Annotated in this window: 1 protein-coding gene; it reads left to right on the plus strand. The window is 36.4% G+C overall.

The window, feature by feature from the left end:
- Positions 1 to 637: 637 nt before the first annotated feature.
- Positions 638 to 1,567 (plus strand): PRD domain-containing protein, encoded by a 930-nt coding sequence (locus tag ACRCJ0_RS13410; RefSeq protein ID WP_419971478.1) that lies wholly within the window; start codon positions 638 to 640, stop codon positions 1,565 to 1,567.
- Positions 1,568 to 1,730 lie beyond the last annotated feature (163 nt).

Consider the following 1,730-nt stretch of genomic DNA (forward strand, 5'->3'; position numbering starts at 1 on the left):
CTTGTTGGGATCCTATTGGGTGACTACGAAACCCTACCCGGTTTATTAGACCGGTTGAAGAATTTTGATGCCAATTACATTTCGGTATCTGAAAATCCGACATTATATGAATTTTTAGTCTAATGACGCACTAGGTCACAAATGATAGAGAAATCCTATAATAGCAACGTTGAAAACGTTTCATAAAAAGGCTTTCATTTTTATTTGAACCATGCTATAATGTTTTTGAGGCAATCTAGACCTCTAATAGATTGCATCATCCTTTCATTTTTGTTTTTTCCTTTTTCACCCTCAAAGCGATGAGGGTGTTTTTTATTGTTAAAATGTGACAGAAGACAATCGGACTCAGAGTTTCAAAGGTAGCCAATGAAAAGAATATATATCAAATGAACTTGCACGTTATCTAGTTATAAAAATGTAAGTAATGTTCTATGCTGCTCTTGTCAACCGAATTTATCGTTTATTAAAATATTTAGAAAACGTTTTCGAAATAGGTTGACAACGCTTACAATTAGGGGTAATATTGCAAGTAGATAAAGAACAAGTACTCTGTATACTGGATTAGTTACGGCTCGGCCGGCAAGACCAGGCATCAAAGTTATCGCAGATTAGTCTTGGGACTAATAGCTATACTTTTATGCTCTGGTCTTTTTTGTATATAAGGACTTGTTCTCATCAATACATCAAGAGAGGATGTGGGGAAACTTGTTTTAAAATCGTAAAAAGAATTAATAATAATGTCGTGTTTTCAAGTGATGATGACGGACGTGAAATGATTTTAATTGGAAAAGGGTTAGGCTTCCAAGCCAAGGTTGGCGATCCAATCGATGGCAACAATATTGAAAAACGTTATTATCCTGAAGGAGACGTTGATCTCGAACACATTTTGATGGTGATGACAAATGCTAGTGAAGAAGAAATATATTGGATTTATAAAATCGTATCCCTTTTCAAAAAGAAGATGGATGTGGCATTCAATCCGAATCTCTTCCTTACACTGACCGATCATATCTTATTTGCGATTCATCAGCAAAAACAAGATCCCAATTTGATGAATCCCATGCAATGGGAAATAAAGAGGATTTACCCTAAAGAGTATGCGATCGCTGAAGAGGCGGTGGACTTGGTCCGACAAAAATTGTCACCGAATTTTCCACAAACAGAAGTCGCTGCAATCACCCTACATTTTGTAAACGCGCAACTGGACCGAACGGCTAACCAATCTGCTTATGAGCAGATGGAGTTGACCAATGATATTATTCGAATTGTTCAGTTTGCCACGAATATTGATATCGATGAAAATTCTGTATATTTTCAACGATTTGTTACCCATATTCGATACTACTTAATACGACAGGGACAAGAGCAAGAAAATGATCAACCGGTTAAAAATGACCGAATGGTTGAATTGGCCTTCATTTCCTATCCTAAAGAGAAAGAAGCAGCCGATAAAATTAAGGAATACCTATTAGAAGCCAAGGGCTGGCAAGTCAATGACATGGAATTATTATATTTAATCCTACATATTGGCAATCTCGTTAGTCACTCAGCTAATAGAAAAAAATAAAATAATATCTAGTTACGGAAAAATACTGGATTCGTTACGGTTCGGCCGGCAAGACCTGCATTTTCTATTTTATTAGTAGCTTAGGATAGGCGTGTGTGTACCTCCCTACACATACGCCCATCCTAAGGTATTTCAGGAATAGATTTGTGGGTCTTTTTTATAT

It is taken from the genome of Aerococcus sp. L_32 (assembly GCF_050689315.1).

What these genes read in the sequence shown, in the direction of transcription:
- ACRCJ0_RS13410 (WP_419971478.1), top strand. Translation starts at nt 638, where the DNA reads ATGCTCTGGTCTTTTTTGTATATAAGGACTTGTTCTCATCAATACATC.